This window comes from Lactobacillus sp. UMNPBX6 (genome assembly GCF_002553975.1).
GTDB lineage: Bacteria > Bacillota > Bacilli > Lactobacillales > Lactobacillaceae > Lactobacillus > Lactobacillus gallinarum.
The window spans coordinates 24,828-42,184 of record NZ_PCZD01000003.1 but is presented as its reverse complement, the minus strand read 5'-3'; the positions used below and the strand labels follow the sequence as shown (position 1 = coordinate 42,184).

Here is a 17,357-nt window from a genome sequence, read left to right as displayed (position 1 = left end):
TTTGATATTAAATTAATTGATCTATTTGGTTCTTTAGTTGTAGATCATAGTATTTTTTTATTTGGGGTAGGGATGCCAAATCGTTTTTACCATAAATCGCAATTAAAGCAGCTAATTCATCTTTCCAATCGCTGATTAAGGTTTGAAGTCCCTCAAAACCATTCTTGTTGAATTCTTGCAAGAATACATTAGAAATACCAACAAATTGTCCACCTAAAGCTAGCCCTTTTAAAATATCTAGCGGGTTACATACACCACCTGAAACAATAAAATTAACGTTTTCTTTTTGTGCCATTAAGGCTGAAACAACAGTAGGTAATCCGATGTCTTCTAGATAAGAAACATCCCGTGAATTACGTGCATTTTCAATTTGAGCGAAATTTGTTCCCCCAGCACCTGCAATGTCAAAGTACTTAATGCCATTTTCTTTAAGCAGGTGAATGCTGTTTTGATCAAGACCAAATCCTACTTCCTTAATAATCACGGGGATGGAAATTTGATCGAGGATATTCTTGATTTTATTGAGCCAAATAAAGTCACGATCACCTTCTGGCATTGCAATTTCTTGGACTGTATTAAGGTGAATCTGTAATGCATCAGCTTGCAACTCATTTATTGTTTGTTTAATCGCACTAATGGGAGTTTCTGGATTAACATTGACAATTAAAACGCCATTTGGATCTTCATTGCGAGCAACATAAAAACTTTCTAATTGATCCTTTTCCTTAGCTAAAATGCTAGCAGAACCAAGAGCTAGAGCAATCTTTTCTTGATGTGCGATCTTTCCCAGAGCCTGATTAATTATTAAGGATTGCTTTGATCCACCTGTCATTGCATTGATAAAAAAAGGAGCAGAAACGCTTTTATTAAACATTTCTGTTGCCAAAACAGATTGATCAACCTTACTTTCTGGTAGAGCAGGGCGTAACAGATGCATTTGATCAAAACTATTATATTTTTCTTTATTAAAAAACATCTGAGCTAATTTCAGATGTTCTTCTTTTCTTTCAGATCTAATTGACATATTTTTCTCCAATTAGTGAGCAAGGCTAATTTGGTGAACTCTAAAGTTCAAAGGTAAAATCCCATTGCGGCGCCATTCACTCTCTAATGCATCAACATCAGTGTCAGCACCAGTAATTACAATACCGCAGTCACCATTACCAGCCCCAGAAGTTTTTGCGGCACCACCAAAGTCTTCAGCAATTTTGATTAATTGAGTCAAACGTGGAATTTCAATGGCAATTTGGTTAATTTTAGCAAAATGTTGTAATAAATGACGATTAACACGAATTTGCTTCTTTATTAATGGAATATCATTTGCCTCAAAGCCGGCAATCATCTTTAATACGCATTCTCTAGAAGCAGCTAAGAAGTTTTTGTATTCCATATTTAAAGCTGCCTTATTAGCGTTGGTTTCATCAACTAAACGAGAAGTTGATGCTGGCTTTTGACTCCAACCAATCATTAATTTCATATCGTGAGGTGGGGTTAGCAACTCAATCTTAAGTCCTGGCCAAGCTTCATTTATGACTTCTGATAAGGTTTTATTAGCTAATTCATATTGTAGCCATTTTTTATCAAAAGTTTGGTAGGCTAGCCAACCACCATAAACACTAGCTGCAATGTCACCAGCAGAACCATTACCTTGGACAGAATAATGGGAAATGGCAGATAATTTATATACTAGTTCATTGCTCATTTTGACACCATAGAAGTGTAAAATAGCTTTAACCGTAGCTACAGTGACAGCGGCACTTGAACCTAAACCATACTTTTTACCATCAGCAGAATCTAGATCTGAATTAACATGCAGATCGTAGACTTTCATCTTAATGTTTTGTTCAATACAATATTGTTCTGTGTAAGAAATTGCAGATAAAATGTATTCAAATGGGTTATCACGATTATCGATTACCATCTTAGAACCTTGACGGATCCAGTGAATAGAGTCTTGTGAATATTGTTTAGAGTGGATTAAGCCCGTAGAAGTCTTGCTTTTAGTAATTGAAACACGTACAAATTGATTTACGGCAACTAAAACAGCAGGACAATTTTGTTCTAAAACGGCGTATTCTCCAGCGATATATAATTTTCCGGGTGCTTTTTCTGTTATCAAAAGAATTAAATCCTCGAATCTAATTAACTTTCTATTACAACGATTAATCCAAGTAGGTAATACCAGGACCAAAATTTGCAATCACTATATTAACATTATTAAATACTGACTTAAAGCGTTCAACAATTTCTTTGCTATTTCTTAACCGGCAAAGAACTTTAATGTTTGGACCAGCATCTATAGTATAGTAGCATTCAATTCCTTCCTTGCGAAGATCTTCAGCTAATTTAATGGCGCGAATTGTATCTGGTTCAAAGTACGTAAATTCAGGTTGAGCGGTTAAATTGATGGCATGCATTTCATTAGCATTTAATTCTGCTAGTTCACCTAATGCGGTAAAGTCATTGTTTTTAATGGCCGTAATCATTTGCTTTAGTTCACTTTCATTGCGTTCAAGCCAAGGCTTAAAGAAAGGAGAAGATTGTGCTTCTTTCATGCCGCTAGTAGAAGAAATCTTCTTTTGCTTAGTGTTTAATTCTACAGCCAAAAGGTGTAGATCCATTTGAGGATGTTCATCTAAAGCATATGCATAAGAACTTTCGTCGGAATCTCCCTTTTGCCAAACCGAGAACCCACCAAAAATAGAGCGACATGCGGAACCAGAACCGATTCGTGCTAAACGTGACAACTCTTTTTTGTCAACTTGGATATTATAGCATTGGCAAAAAGCAGCTGCCAATGCGGCGAAGGCTGAACTAGAAGAGGCGAGTCCAGCAGAGGTTGGAACATGATTAACAGATTTAACGATTAAGTTGTCATGAAAACCAAATTTATTTTGAAGTTTGGCCAAATATGAAAAAACTCGTTGGCTTTGTTTAGAATCTTGCTTTTTTCCATTTAAATAAAAAGCAGGATCATCGTTTGTCTTTTCGATTGTAGTATCGGTATAAAAAGCATCTAGTGTCATTGAGAGACTAGACATTAAGGGAAGTCTTAATTCCGCATTTGCTTTACCCCAATATTTAATTAAAGCGATATTTGTATGAGCACGTACTATTTTTGACATTAAATTTTCTCCACCCAGTAGTTACTAATTAGATCTTGACATTTATCCGCAATGTTTTTGGCGATTTCTTGGTTCTCGCATAGAGCAATAGTAATTCCGCCTAAGCCACCACCAGATAATTTGAAGCCAAGGGCACCATTATCTAGAGCAATTTTTTGTAATTGATCAATTTTGGTAGTTGAAATATTAAAAGAATGCAAAATCGTTTGTGCTTCATTAAAAATATTACCTACAGTTTTGATATCATGATCAATCCAGGCTTTTTTTGTCAGATCAGCTAATTCGCCTAAGCGTTTCATATTAACATTTGCCTTTTTTGATTCACTTAAAAGTTGACTTACTTGAGTAACAGCTTTCTTAGTATTGCCTAATTCTCCAGTGTCCATAATTAAAAGTGTAGCACCTAATTCAGCTTGTAAAACTTTGGGTCCCATTTTTTTGTTAAAAAATACTAAGTAGTTGGAATTAACTGTAGCGGCATCAAGACCAGAAGCCTTGCCGTGATTAATCATTTCTGCCTGATTGGTAACTGCCATAATTTCAGATTCAGATAAATTTAAAGAAAAGAATTCGTTTAAAGCCTTTGTAGTACCTAGAGCAACTGTAGCGCTGGAGCCAAATCCTCGTTCCATAGGGATTTCTCCAGTATATGTGATCTTTAATGGCTCATCGTTGTTTGCCTTTTTTTGCATAGCTTTGACAACATACTTCAGACCATCATATTCACTCGGAGCATCATAAAAAGAGCCATGGTAGCGTGCGGTATCCATCCACATTTTAGAATTGTTTTCGACAGTAGTTTTAATATGCAAAGCTTTGATAGGCATCGCTAAAGCATCATAGCCGTAAACAACAGAATGTTCACCAATAATAATTACTTTCCCATGAGCTAAAAAACTAGTTTTCATTTTTTAATCATCCTTAAAATAGATTTAATAAAAGATATCAACCTTGCTATGATAAAATAATAAACAAGGAAGTGCGAACAAATGATCAAAATTTTAACAGGACGACAAACTGACCCATTACAAGAAAAAATTCTGGCCTCAGCAATTGAAAATTATCAAAAGCACCCAGAAAACAAAACTTTTATCATCGTTCCTAATCATATTAAGTTTACCACAGAAGTTAGAGCGATTAATAAACTTGCATCTAAGAAAAAGCAAACGGAGACAGCAGTCAAAAATCTGTACGTGTTATCGTTCTCGCGTTTAGCGTGGTTTTTCTTAAAAGATGCTGAACAGGGATTGCCTACACAATTAGATGATGCTGCTAGTGCGATGTTGCTAACCCATATTATTGAGGAAAAGCAAGACGAGCTGATTATCTTTGAACAGAGTAATTCAGGGATGGTACGTCAACTTTATAATACGATTTTACAAGTGTATGACGGCAATTTGGATTTGGATAACATAGATGAAACTAATTTAGATCAAGAAACTAAAAGTAAAATTCATGATTTACGGATTATTTATAATGCTTTTATTGAGGAAATAGCGGGCAAATTTTCAACTAAAAACGAAGTACAAGTACAGTTGAATGAAATTTTAGCTAAAAATTCTGATTTAAAACATGTTAGTTTTTATTTCTGTGATTTCTCTCATTTTTCTCTGCAGGAAATGTTAACTATTCAAATCTTAATGAGAAAAGCTAAAGATGTAACACTGGCTTTTAAAACGAGACTAGGAAACATCAATCCTAAAGCCGAAGAAGGAGATTATGATTACGTCATTCAACAAACTATCCAGCGATTAGTTTCGTTTTTGCAAGAGAGAGATATGGATTATGTAGCAAATGAATTTCCGATTGCTGCTGAGCCTACTTCACGTGAAATCCTAAACAGCCTTTGGACAGAAACGATTCCTAAAGTTGATGAATTAAATCAAGTACAACTTGTTAAAGCTGATTCTCGGTATGCGGAAGCATATTTTGTTGCGCGGACAATTTATCAACAAGTGGCTCTGAATAATTATCGCTACCGTGATTTTCTGATTTTGGCACCAGATTTGAAAGAATATGAGACATATTTAACGCCAATTTTGCGGCAAAATAATATTCCTTTCTTTAATGATTTGCAGCAGGAAATGAAATATCACCCTCTAGTTGTATTGATTGAAAATCTGTTCAATTTACGTGACTTAAAGGATAGTCCATTTCGGACGCAGAGTATGCTTGCCATATTAAAGACGCATTTGCTCATCCCATCTTGGTATAAAGAAGAAGCTGAGTATATTCATGATGTAGATGAATTAGAAAATTTTGTTTTAGCTCACGGAATTAATCATAATTTGTGGAAAAAACATTTTGCAGATTTTGTAAGTGCAGAAGTTATCAGATTAGACAAAATTGATGAAGAAGTGGTCAAAATTGATCGATTACGTGGTTATTTGGTAGATAAAGTTACAAATTTGTTTACTAAATTAGAGCAAGAAAAGGATAGTCAAAAAGCTCTAACCATATTCTTTGATTTTTTGACTAAGAACGGAATTGCTGAGCGTTTAGAACAATGGCGCGATGATGCGAATGAATCTGGTGATTTGCAACAAGCACAGCAACCTGAACAATTATGGGACTTGCTGATTCAATTATTGAAAGATTATCTGGCAATTAACCCAGAGCAATTTGATTTAGATGGATTTTTTAATATGATGATTAGCGCATTCAAGGAAGCTACTTTCTCGCAAATCCCTTCAACTCTTGATGCTGTCAACTTATCAGAAATGGGAATGGTTCAAGCCAGTGGGTATAAGCAAGTCTTTATTATTGGTGCGACAAGCGGAAATTTACCTGCAATTGAAAAAAAGCCAGGTTTTTTGACGACAGAAAATTTAAATCAATTGCAAAGTAGTTTTGAATCTGATGCATATTTGGAAGATAATCAGCGACTAAATAATTTAGATCAAAATTATCAGTTTGGCTTGTCTTTAGCCTTAGCGCAGGACAGAGTGTATATTTCTTATCCTGTGTTAAATGCATCAAATGAGAAATTAGATCCGTCAATTTATTATCAGCGTCTACAAAATTATGGTGCGCCTGAATTTAGTCAACATGATCTACCAGAAAAGATGCAGGATCTTTTATCTTTCATAACTAATCCTGATGCGAGCCTAGGTTACTTAGCCTATATGAATTCTAATGCTTCATCTGATGCAATAAATGAACTTCTAAGAATTACACAGAAATATTTACCACAAAAAGTAAAAGTTGTGCTTGACGCAAGCGACTTTGATAATCAGCCTGAAGATATCGGAGAAGATTTAGCAGCGGAACTATATGGTAAGAATTTGTATTCATCAGTTTCACAGTTGGAGACTTTTTATGAAAATTCTTATGAGTATTTCTTGACCTACGGGTTAAAATTACGGCGCCGCTTTGAAAATGAATTTGATGTTATTCAAGCCGGAAATTATTTCCATGAGACATTTGATCGGTTAGTTAAGCGATTGAATGAACAGCATCTTGATTTGGCCGATTTAAGTAGTGTAGAGCTTGAGCAGCAACTTAATCAGGTTAGAGATGTTATCAAGGATGAAAGTAAATATGCTCAATTGATGAATGACCCGTTTAACCAGTATTTATTCCACTGTTTAGATCATACAACTTCCAAGGTAGCTCGAAATTGGCGTAAATCACTAGCTGAAACACCGCTGCGAGCCAAATATTCTGAATTAAGTTTTGGTTTAGATCAAAAAATTAAAGGTATCAGTTTAGATATTCCGGATTTAGCTGGTAATCATCAAGTTAATTTACGCGGGAAAATAGACCGAGTAGATTTAGCTAATTTTGCTAATAAAGATCAAGTTTTAGCGCAAGTGATCGATTACAAATCTTCTGCTAAAAAATTTGATTTAGGGATGTTTTATAACGGTATCGCCCTTCAGATGGTTTCTTACTTGGATGTTTTAACTAATAATAATCATTTCTTTGCGGAAGAGGACAAGCTTTCGCTATTAGGTGCTTTTTATCAAACAGTTACTAGACAGCTAGAAAGGCTAAATAGTAATAAGTTAATTGATAGCAGCTTAAACTTACGTGAAAATGCAATGGATAGTAAGCCTAAGTTGATGTATACGGGCCTAATTAGTAATAATCCGGAAATTTTGTTAGAAGCTGAGCCATTATTAGATGGTAAGCCTAGTCAAGCTTCTCAACTTTATACAGGAGTAGGAACCAAGGCAAAAGGCGGCTTTAAATTGCCAGCAGATCGTAACTTTAGCGAAGAAGAAATTCAGTTGCTATTGGAATATGATGAATATCTTATTAAAGAAGCTTCTAGACAGATTTTATCTGGTCAAATTGAATTAAATCCATATCGTTATGGCAGGAGCAAAAATGCTCTAACATATTCAGACTTTAAAGATATTTTCTTCTTTGACGCCATGCTTAGACATAATCAATATCACGAGATTAGCAACATGAGTAAGAAAGATTTGTTAGCTAAAATTAAGGAAAAACTAGGAAAGAAGGATTAGTTTTGCCACAATTTACAAAAGAACAAGAAAAAGCAATTAATGATCAAGGGCATGATATTTTAGTTTCCGCATCTGCCGGTAGTGGTAAAACTACTGTTTTAGTTGAGCGTGTTTTAAAAGAAATTTTAGCAGGTACGCGAGTAGATGAATTATTAGTTGTGACTTTTACCAAAGCCGCAGCCGAAGAAATGAAGATCAGAATTAAAGCTGCTTTAACTAAAGAATTAGCCAAACCTGGAGTTAATCATAGATATTTGCGTGAGCAGTTAAATCAGGTAGATACCGCTAATATTTCAACTATTGATGCATTTTGTTTGGATGTAATTCATCGCTTTTATTATTCAATTGAGTTAGATCCTAGTTTTACGATCTTAACTGATGATACGCAAGCTGCCTTGTTGAAAGAACGTGCTTTGCGTGAGATCGAAGGGGAAATGTTAACTAATAAGGATCAAGCTTTTAGACATTTCTATGATAATTTCGCTGGTGATCGGGATGCAGATAGTCCTCGTGATTTGCTATTAGATTTATACAATTTTGCTATGGCAAAACCAGAATATCGCGCTTGGCTTAAACAATTGCCACAGATTTATGATATTGAAGACAGTGTTGTGGAATCAAAGATTTGGCAAAAACAAATTAAGCCGTATATTGTGGCTAAATTCTCGGAATTACAGGACAAGATAGCATCTTATTTATCACAAGCTGTGATGGAAACTAAGGAATTGGCTAAGGTAAAAGAGTCATTCACGCTGTTTGCACAAAATATAGATAATTTTGTCCAAGCGGTTAAAGAAGATGCTGATTATGATAAGCAGAGGGATTTATTAAGAAGCTGCGTATTTACAATTAGTTTTCGTAAATCGAAAAAATGGGATGAAGACCTGGTAGAGTTTTATGAAGAAATCCAAGCTTTAAAAGATGAATCGAAGAGTCAGGTATTCGATACCTTTACTTCATTTTTTGCGGTAGCTGAAAAAGAGCAGATCAAGATTATGCAAGACGGGCAAAAGATTGTCAGTGCTATTTCAGCTGCTGAAATTAAATTAATTGAACGCTTTAATCAGTTAAAACGTAATGAAAATTTGCTTGATTATAGTGATATGGAGCAATTAGCTTATCAAATCTTAAGTCAAGATACGTCTAGTTCCCAAATGGCGCGCGATTTTTATCAAAATAAGTTTAAGGAAATTCTGATTGATGAATATCAGGATATTAATGCTCTGCAGGAAAGAATTATTCAGCAAATTAAAAATGAGGAAAAGAACACTCTTTTCATGGTGGGGGATGTAAAACAGTCAATTTATGGATTTAGACAAGCTGAACCAAGTCTGTTTTTACAAAAATATCATCAATTTGCCCAAGAACAGAATGAACATGAAGAACGGATTTTGTTGTCAGATAATTTTAGATCAACCGAGCCAGTAACAGAAACAGTTAACCTAGTGTTTAAGAGCATTTTAAGTACTGATTTTGGTGGGATTGATTATCAAAAAGAAGGGCAGCTAGTTTTTGGGGCGAAATATTATCCCAAATCACTGCCTCAAGCAAGTGAAGTGATTATTCATGAAAAGAAAAACGGCACTAATAAAGATGAAAGTGAGATAGACTTTTCTGAAATTCAAATGGTACTTGCTCGGATTAAGCAGTTAGAAGAAGAACACGTTCAGGTTTTTGACAGTAATACTGGTAAAATGCGAGATATGCAATATAGTGATATTGCTATTTTAACTAGAAGTCGTAGTGATAATCTGGAAATTATGCAAGAATTTGCTAAGCAAGATATTCCATTATTTGTTACTGATGCAGAAAACTATTTTCAAACTTTTGAATTAACTGTCATGATGAATTATTTAAAAATAATTGATAATCCTGATCAGGATATTCCATTAGTAACAGTATTACGTTCTCCACTGTTCAATTTTGATGAAAAAGAGCTAGCCAGAATTAGAATTAAGAGTAAAAATAGCAACTTTTATAGTGCACTTACTTCATATATAGGTACTAACGATGAGTTAAGTAAAAAGTGTAAAAACTTTTTAAATCAGTTAGCAGAATTGCGTAGTTTTGCCACGACCCATAGAATATCGGAATTAATTTGGAGCATATATGAGCGTACTAATTTATTAGAGATAATGACGGCATTGCCTAATGGTGAGCAGCGGCGAGTTAACTTAGAAGCACTATATGAAAGAGCCTCTTCATATGAAAGTGCAGGATTTAAAGGACTATATCAATTTATTAACTTCATTGATCGAATGAGACGTAGTCAAAAAGATTTAGCACAGCCACTTTTAACTAAAGAAGCTGGTAATGCTGTTAGATTAATGACGATTCATGGTTCTAAGGGATTAGAGTTTCCAATTGTTTTCTATGTAGGGATGCAGCACCATTATCAGATGCGCGATTTAAATGGTAATTATATTATTAACTCTGATAGTATGGGGATTACCTTAAGAGAAAAGCATTATCGTGTAGACTCACTAGTTAAGGCAATGGGGAACATTACTAAAAAACAGCAATTGCTTGAAGAAGAAGCACGTATTCTTTATGTGGCTTTAACTAGAGCAAAGCAAAAATTGATTTTGGTAGGTGATGTTCCTAGCTTTAACAAAAAGGTAAAAGAATGGTCGACGGAATTGAATCATGCTGGTCAACTGCCATTAATTAATAAATTATCAGCTACTAGTCCTTTAAGTTTTATAGGACCTTCATTAAGATTTGATCGACATGTGGCTATTAAATTGAGTGATGTTACTAAGTCAATCGATCAAAGTCAAAAGATCTTGTTTATTGATTATCAGGATGAAGATATTAAATTTACTGAAAAAGAAGAAACTGATAATAAGCAGCAGGAAAATACAAGTAAGCTTAATTTGCTAACGCAGACAGTCAACCAGCTTTATCAATTTGATTATCCTTTCAAAGATGCAAGTGAAACTACGGCTTATCAAGCGGTTTCTGAAATCAAAAAAGCATTTAATGATCCAATAGATGCTGAATTAGAGAATTCACATTTATTAACTTCTACTAATCGTTATTTGCAACCAATTGATACCAAGCCTAATTTTTTGTATCAAACAAAATTTACAGGAGCAGAAATCGGTACGGCTACTCACTTAATCCTGCAGTATTATGATTACACGAATGATAGTGCAGATAATTTAGATCAAGAGATAGAAACGTTGATTGAACAAAAGAAATTGAATCCAGATATTGTTTCGAGCTTAAAGAAGGACCAAATTGACTGGTTTGTTCATAGTGATTTTGCCAAAGCTTTTTGGAAAGAGCCAGATAATTTAAAGCGAGAAGTTGATTTTTCTAGTTTGCTTTCAGCTAGAACTTTATTTAAGGATTTTAGTGATCCAGATTCTAAAATTTTGGTTCACGGTACAATTGATGGTTATTTTGTAGCAAAGAATGGTATCATTTTGTTTGATTACAAAACTGATCATGTGAATAAATCTAATATTGATAAATCAATTGAATTAATTAAAGAAAAATATACTGGTCAGCTTCGTTTGTATGAACAAGCGTTAAATGAATTTAGTGAAAAGAAAGTTATTGGCAAATATTTAATTCTGCTTGATGCAAAACAAGTAGTTGAGGTTAAGTAGTTAGAAAGAAGGAAAAAGATGGCAAAGATTTTTGCAAAAGATACCTTTGCTGTTGTTGACTTAGAAACTACAGGAACGCAGCGAGAAAAAGGCCATCATATTATTCAGTTCGGATGTGCAATTATCAAAAATATGAGGGTGGTTAAGACATATTCATTTATGATTAATCCTCATCGTGAAATTCCCCAGTCTGTAGTTAATCTGACTGGTATTCATAATGAAGATGTACAAGGGAAAGATGATTTCTCTGTTTATGCACCGAAGATAGTAGAGATTTTAAAAGATACGGTTTTCGTAGCGCATAATGTTGATTTCGATTTACCTTTTCTAAATTATGAATTAGTACAACATGGCTATGAGGCTTTGACTAATAAGGCAATTGATACAGTGGAATTAGCTAAGATTGCTTTTCCTACATTGCCTTCATATAAGTTGAGTGATCTAACTGCTCAACTTAAGATTAAACATCTTAATCCTCATAAGGCTGATTCAGATGCATACGGGACCGCCATTTTATTAATTAAAATTATTCATAAATTAGAGAGTCTTCCTCAGGCAACTTTGAATACGTTGAGCTCTTTATCAGCAAGTTTAATTAGAGATACATCTTGGGTAATTGCGACAATTGCAGATAATCTGCGTAAGCAAAAACGACCACTGGGCTCAAGCTATATGCAGGTTCGCAATATTATTTTACAAAAACAGAATGATCAATTAGATCGTCATGGAGAGAATGCTCATTTTCCAAAAACTGATGATGAAAAGAAGAATTTGTTTAAAGGTAAATTGCATTTTCGTCGTGCTCAGGTAGATTTAATTAACCATTTACATCAATTTATTAATAATCCCGATAAACGAGCTATGATAATTGAAGCGCCTAATGGAACTGGAAAGACTTTCTCATATTTGTTTTCATATGCGTATCAACTTTATTCGGGTAGAAAACTAGTAGTAGCTACACCAACCAAGGTATTACAAGAGCAGATAATGGAGCATGAGATACCTCAGCTTTTAAAGGTTACTAAATTAGATTTAACAGCTGAGGTCGTTAAATCCAGCAGTCATTATTTAGATTTAGATGGGTTTGTACAAACGATTTTTCAAGGTACGCCGAATAAAAATACTCTTGTATTACAGATGCAGATCTTAGTTTGGCTTACGGAAACTAAAACTGGTGATCTAGATGAGCTAAATTTGACTAACTATAATGCTCCGTTGTTTGCACAGATTCAACACCCGGGGGATGCAAGAGTAGGTAGTCGTTTTGCTAGTGTAGATTTCTGGAATCTTGCACGAAAGCGCCAGGAAGAGGCTGATATATTAGTTACTAACCATGCTTATTTGGCTAATCATTATATGGACACTATTTGGGGGCAAAACCCATATTTAGTAGTTGATGAAGCACATCGCTTTACTGAAAACGTTATTAGTTCACGTAATGATTCATTACGCTTTGAAGCTTTATGGGGTGTATTAAGTCATTTACGCAACCTGCTTTATTTTTCTAATGATGGTGTAGAAAATCAATTTAATGATAATGTGCAACTCAACTTTTTATTAAAAAAGCTTGATCCACAGATTCTAGAATTGATTCAATGTATTAATGATTTACAAAAGGATTTATACGCTCAAAACGATAATGCAGTCAATAGGTCATTTTTGGCTAATGGAACTTTAGAATTAAGTTTTCAAGGAAAAGGCTTATTTAATAAAAATAGTCAATTTAAGCAATTATTATCTAAGTTCCAACAAAAATTAGAGGAAGTTAGAGAATTAACCAATCAGGTTTTGTTTGAACTTTATCATGAGCAAGAACAAATTCTGACCAATACTGAGACTCTGCTGAGTGAAATTACTGAACAAATTGATCGTTTAGATTATTATTCTGAAAAGAGTTATCAATTAGCAGATATATTATCTGATTCGCAAAATTTGGATCAAGATGGGTTTATATTGATGGTTACTAATCCGGATGATCCTTTAAGCACTAACTTAGATTGGCTGATGTTAGATGCTGAAGAAGTGCTTAATCAAATTTATAGTCGCTTTGACCATATTGCTTTTATCAGTGCTACATTAACCAGTAACCATAATTTTGATTATGCTGTTAACCAGCTGGCTTTAAAAAATATGGCTGTAGTTGAATACATAGGCAAAAGCACATTTAACATTAAGAAGCATTTGCAAGTAATCTCGGTTAATAACATGCCTAATCCAGATAGTGAAGCGTATGAAGATGATATTGAGCAAATTTTAATTAACGATCTTACAAATAAAAACCACGTCCTAGTGTTAATGACTAATCTAGAAAAAATTCGAACGGTATTCATGGCTATTATGAATTCCCCAGAATTAAAAGATTTCGAAATATTGGCCCAAGGAATATCGGGTTCTAATAATAGAATTGCAAAAAGATTTGTAATTGCTAAAAAAGCGATTATTATTGGTGCTGATAGTTTTTGGGAAGGAATCGATTTTCATGATTGTGGTATTGATACTGTATTTGCAGCACGATTGCCATTTGAATCCCCAGATCAGCCAGAAGTTCGTTTAAGACAGAAAAAACTAGAAGATCAAGGGATTAACGTCTTTGAAAAGGATAGCCTCCCTCGAGCTGTTATTAGATTCAGACAGGGAATGGGGCGCTTAATTCGTGGTGAAAAAGATCATGGACAATATATTATTTTGGATCCTAGATTATGGTCTAAAGAATATGGCAAGGCGTTCTTACAGGCAATTCCTGTTAAGGTAGAAAGAGTTACAAAAGAGAAATTAAAAGAATTAGAAAATAAGAAAAAATGATGATACAAGATGATACGAGACAAACGTTAAAATTTATATCATGGGTAATCGGGATTGTTATAATTGCTTTTGTGGCTAGCATTTTAATCTTTTATTATGCGGGGTCTCGCAGTCGAGGTAATGATCAAAAAATTGCAGAAATAGCCCGGACTAAAACTCCAATTAAGAATATTCAAAGCTACTATCATTTAGATAGAGGAACTAGTAGTTATGCTATTACTGGAACCGGGAAAAAAGGCAAACGCTATTATTTTGTTTATTTGCCTAACTCTAAAAAAGCATATTTATATCCAGCAAATAAAGGAGTATCTGAAACCTATATTAAAAATAAGTTTAAATCCTCTCATTCTGATGCTACAATTAATCATATTAATCTTGGTTGGTACAAAGGTGAAGCTGTTTGGGAAGTTGCCTATAAAAAACAAAATGGCAATCTAGGTTATACTTTATATGAATTTAAAGATGGAAATGATATCTCAGAAGTCGATAATTTGTAGAAACTTTGGTATCATGTACATTGTATAAATGATAAAAAGGTGGATAGGAATTTTATGACAGAATTGATTTCAATTAAAGATTCTTCTAAACATGTTGATGAAAAAGTGAAAATGCATGTTTGGCTTACAGATAAACGATCAAGCGGAAAGATTATCTTTTTGCAATTACGTGATGGTACTGCATTTTTCCAAGGGGTAGTTCGTAAGAATGACGTATCAGAAGAAGTTTTTGAAGCTGCTAAGACTCTTAGACAAGAAGCCAGCTTCTACATTACTGGTACTGTTCACGAAGATGCACGTTCTCACTTTGGCTATGAAATCCAAATTACTGATTTAAAGGTAGTTTCAAACAATGAAAGCTACCCAATTGGTAATAAGGAACACGGTGTTGACTTCTTACTTGACCACCGTCACTTATGGTTAAGATCAAAGAAGCCATTTGCAATTATGCAAATTAGAAACACTATGTTTAAGGCTACTGTAGACTTCTTTGAAAAGGAAGGCTTCATTAAGTTTGATGCACCAATTTTCATGCACTCAGCTCCAGAAGGTACTACTCAATTATTCCACGTTGAATACTTTGACCATGATGCTTACTTATCACAATCTGGTCAATTATACGGTGAAGCTGGTGCTATGGCTTATGGCAAGATCTTTACTTTTGGTCCAACATTTAGAGCGGAAGAATCAAAGGGTCGCCGTCACATGACTGAATTCTGGATGATGGAACCCGAAATGGCTTGGATGCACCAAGATGAATCATTAGACTTACAAGAAAGATACTTAGCTTACATGGTTAAGCAAGTATTAGACAAGAATGAATACGAATTGAAGATTTTAGGTAGAGATCCTGAAAAGCTTCGTCCAACTACCGAAGGTAACTTTGTTCGTCTTCCATATGATGATGCTGTTAAGATGCTTCAAGAGGCAGGTCGTGACTTTAAGTGGGGCGATGACTTTGGTGCACCTGATGAAGGTTACATTTCTGAACAATATGACCGTCCAGTATTTATCGTAAACTACCCAACCTCAATTAAGCCATTCTACATGAAGAAGAATCCTGATAATCCAAAGGAATACTTATGTGCTGATGTTATTGCACCAGAAGGTTACGGTGAAATCTTTGGTGGATCAGAACGTGAAGGTAACTACGAAGTGTTGAAGCAACAAATTATTGATGCTGGTCTTAACCTTGAAGATTATCAATGGTACCTTGACTTACGTCAATTTGGTGGTGTTCCTCACTCAGGCTTCGGTATGGGCTTTGAACGTACTATTGCTTGGGTATGTCACCTTGACCATATTCGTGAAGCAATTCCATTCCCAAGATTGATTAACAGAATGCAACCTTAATAATTGCATCGACAATTATGAATATATAAACCGAAAGTTGGACTATTTATTAGTTCAACTTTTATTTTTGGAAAGGAAATCTGCCTTGCAATTTAATGATTATCGCGCTTTAGGTTTTACCACCTTACAAAATGGCTTAATTGCGTACTATTCTAAACTTAATATTAGTGATGCGGAGTTATTGTTAATTATTCAACTGGAAGCTTTTAGTCAGCGTGGAGAGTCGTTCCCCTCGAACGAAAAAATAGCGGCTAATACTAATTTGACGGTAGCAGATGTTGGCAATATTATTCAAAGACTAATTGATCGAGATTATTTAACTATTGAGCAAGTAAAAGATAATCAAGATAAAATTGGTAATAGATATAGCTTAAATAAATTGTATGATGCTATAGATCAATATATAGATCAGAATATATTAATCAAAGATAAGAAGAGAGAAAAGACTGTATCCGTTGTAGATGATTTAGATAATAATCCGTTAAATTATCTTTCTCGTAAAGTTGAGGTAGAGTTTGGACGTTATCTGAGCCCAATTGAGAGGGAAGAGATCGCTCAATGGCTAAGTGTGGATCAATATACTCCTGAAGTGATAGAATTGGCTCTGAGAGAAGCTGTGTTGTCTCAGGCTTATTCTTTGAAATATATTGATCGAGTTTTACTTAATTGGCAGCGGCATAACTTAAAAACCGTTGATGAAATTGAGAGATTTTTAAAGAGGAACAGATAGGATGGCAGAAGATTTATTAAGCGATGATAAAGCACGTAGTGTTTTAAAAAGAATTTTAGCAATGTACCCTGATGCTAAAGGCGAATTGCAATGGGATACTACTTTTCATTTGTTGTGTGCGGTAATGATGAGTGCACAGACGACCGATAAAATGGTTAATCGGGTTATGCCTGATTTTATTAAAAAATTTCCTACTCCTGAAATTTTAGCCAATGCTCCAATTGAAGAGATTGAAAATACAATTAAGACTATTGGATTGTATCGCTCAAAGGCCAAACACTTAAAAGCTACTGCACAAATTTTAGTTGAAAAGTATAATAGTGAAATTCCTGAAGATAAGAAGACTTTGATGACGTTACCTGGAGTAGGAGAGAAAACTGCTAATGTAGTTTTAGCTGAAGGTTACGGAGTTCCAGCAATTGCGGTAGATACGCATGTATCAAGAATATCGAAGGTGTTTCATATTGTTGATCAAAAGGCAACACCACATGAAGTTGAACAACGGTTGGAATCAATTTTACCTAAGAATGAATGGATTAAAACGCATCATGCTATGATTCTATTTGGAAGATATACAATGCCAGCCAGAGCCAAAGGTGATCCATATTCATATTTGAATTAATTAAGATGAAAAAGGTTTATTTCTATTTGCAAAAATGCTTAGAGAAATAAACCTTTTTTGTTAATGATATAATTATAGTGAGTTGTTACTAAATTTGAAATGCATAAAACAAAGTCTGCCTTCACTACGTTTCGGCAGA

General features: G+C 34.4%; 11 protein-coding genes. 7 read left to right on the top strand and 4 right to left on the bottom strand.

Annotated features, from left to right (window positions below; translation table 11 throughout):
- Positions 1 to 7 precede the first annotated feature (7 nt).
- The 4 genes from fni to mvk are packed head-to-tail and all read right to left on the bottom strand — an operon-like array spanning position 8 to position 4,033.
- Complete coding sequence (fni, locus tag CP357_RS00935) at positions 8 to 1,024, bottom strand: type 2 isopentenyl-diphosphate Delta-isomerase (protein WP_098036322.1); 1,017 nt, start codon at positions 1,022 to 1,024, stop codon at positions 8 to 10.
- 12 nt (positions 1,025 to 1,036) lie between these two features.
- The gene (locus CP357_RS00930) at positions 1,037 to 2,119 is read right to left on the bottom strand and encodes a phosphomevalonate kinase (RefSeq protein WP_098036321.1); all 1,083 of its coding nucleotides are present in this window, start codon (positions 2,117 to 2,119) and stop codon (positions 1,037 to 1,039) included.
- 43 nt (positions 2,120 to 2,162) lie between these two features.
- Positions 2,163 to 3,125, bottom strand: coding sequence for a diphosphomevalonate decarboxylase (gene mvaD, locus CP357_RS00925; RefSeq protein WP_025005660.1), 963 nt, complete (start codon positions 3,123 to 3,125; stop codon positions 2,163 to 2,165).
- Positions 3,125 to 4,033, bottom strand: coding sequence for a mevalonate kinase (gene mvk, locus CP357_RS00920; protein ID WP_025005661.1), 909 nt, complete (start codon positions 4,031 to 4,033; stop codon positions 3,125 to 3,127). The genes mvaD and mvk overlap by 1 nt, the downstream gene beginning before the upstream one ends.
- Before the next feature lie 81 nt (positions 4,034 to 4,114).
- On the opposite strand from mvk, the gene CP357_RS00915 reads away from it, so the two are divergent.
- From CP357_RS00915 to nth, 7 genes are all read left to right on the top strand, one after another.
- A complete protein-coding gene (locus CP357_RS00915; protein ID WP_098036320.1) occupies positions 4,115 to 7,597 on the top strand; it encodes a PD-(D/E)XK nuclease family protein in 3,483 nt (1,160 codons plus the stop codon).
- A gap of 2 nt (positions 7,598 to 7,599) precedes the next feature.
- On the top strand, positions 7,600 to 11,214 hold the full coding sequence (gene addA / locus CP357_RS00910) for a helicase-exonuclease AddAB subunit AddA (protein WP_098036319.1): 3,615 nt from the start codon (positions 7,600 to 7,602) through the stop codon (positions 11,212 to 11,214).
- Between the two features lie 18 nt (positions 11,215 to 11,232).
- Positions 11,233 to 14,016: a helicase C-terminal domain-containing protein gene (locus CP357_RS00905; RefSeq protein WP_098036318.1), complete on the top strand. Its 2,784-nt coding sequence runs from the start codon at positions 11,233 to 11,235 to the stop codon at positions 14,014 to 14,016.
- Positions 14,016 to 14,513, top strand: coding sequence for a hypothetical protein (locus tag CP357_RS00900; RefSeq protein WP_087235550.1), 498 nt, complete (start codon positions 14,016 to 14,018; stop codon positions 14,511 to 14,513). Before CP357_RS00905 ends, CP357_RS00900 begins: the two co-directional genes overlap by 1 nt.
- Positions 14,514 to 14,567: 54 nt before the next feature.
- Entirely contained in the window at positions 14,568 to 15,866 is a 1,299-nt protein-coding gene (gene asnS, locus CP357_RS00895) for an asparagine--tRNA ligase (protein ID WP_098036317.1), read from the top strand.
- Positions 15,867 to 15,951: 85 nt separating this feature from the next.
- Positions 15,952 to 16,596 (top strand): DnaD domain protein, encoded by a 645-nt coding sequence (locus tag CP357_RS00890; RefSeq protein WP_098036316.1) that lies wholly within the window; start codon positions 15,952 to 15,954, stop codon positions 16,594 to 16,596.
- Position 16,597: 1 nt separating this feature from the next.
- Entirely contained in the window at positions 16,598 to 17,218 is a 621-nt protein-coding gene (gene nth / locus CP357_RS00885; protein ID WP_098036315.1) for an endonuclease III, read from the top strand.
- Positions 17,219 to 17,357 lie beyond the last annotated feature (139 nt).

What these genes read in the sequence shown, in the direction of transcription:
- fni (WP_098036322.1), bottom strand. Translation starts at nt 1,024, where the DNA reads ATGTCAATTAGATCTGAAAGAAAAGAAGAACATCTGAAATTAGCTCAG.
- mvaD (WP_025005660.1), bottom strand. Translation starts at nt 3,125, where the DNA reads ATGTCAAAAATAGTACGTGCTCATACAAATATCGCTTTAATTAAATAT.
- mvk (WP_025005661.1), bottom strand. Translation starts at nt 4,033, where the DNA reads ATGAAAACTAGTTTTTTAGCTCATGGGAAAGTAATTATTATTGGTGAA.
- CP357_RS00915 (WP_098036320.1), top strand. Translation starts at nt 4,115, where the DNA reads ATGATCAAAATTTTAACAGGACGACAAACTGACCCATTACAAGAAAAA.
- CP357_RS00905 (WP_098036318.1), top strand. Translation starts at nt 11,233, where the DNA reads ATGGCAAAGATTTTTGCAAAAGATACCTTTGCTGTTGTTGACTTAGAA.
- CP357_RS00900 (WP_087235550.1), top strand. Translation starts at nt 14,016, where the DNA reads ATGATACAAGATGATACGAGACAAACGTTAAAATTTATATCATGGGTA.
- asnS (WP_098036317.1), top strand. Translation starts at nt 14,568, where the DNA reads ATGACAGAATTGATTTCAATTAAAGATTCTTCTAAACATGTTGATGAA.
- nth (WP_098036315.1), top strand. Translation starts at nt 16,598, where the DNA reads ATGGCAGAAGATTTATTAAGCGATGATAAAGCACGTAGTGTTTTAAAA.